The sequence below is a fragment of the Dyella jejuensis genome (assembly GCF_044904675.1).
Lineage (GTDB): Bacteria > Pseudomonadota > Gammaproteobacteria > Xanthomonadales > Rhodanobacteraceae > Dyella_B > Dyella_B jejuensis.
Genome location: NZ_JADIKJ010000120.1, coordinates 1 through 281, shown reverse-complemented (window position 1 = coordinate 281; position 281 = coordinate 1). Strand labels below are relative to the sequence as shown.

General features: G+C 68.0%; 1 protein-coding gene. It reads right to left on the bottom strand.

The genetic code is table 11. The features are described from left to right. Positions 1-281: hypothetical protein (locus tag ISP15_RS18690; protein ID WP_404549519.1), on the bottom strand; the 281-nt coding region annotated here is incomplete at both ends.

The window sequence follows — 281 nt, the reverse complement described above, 5'->3', positions numbered from 1 at the left end:
GCCCATCGGGTCGATGCGGTAGCGCAGCTCGCCGGCGCTGTCGTAGACGTTGTAGCTGACTTGATCGGCGCTGCCGGGCGTGACCCATGCGCCGATCTGCGCCGGGGTGGGGGTGCTGCCGAGGCTGGCCAGCTGGCTGGTTGTCAGTGCGATGGCGTAGACGTGGGTGCTGGTCACCCGTCCATCGGCATCGTAGGTGGTCTGCGTGACCGTCCCTGCGGCGTTGAGGCTGTAGACCGCCCGCCCTGCGCTGTCGTAACTGGTGGTGGTCGTGCGATCGT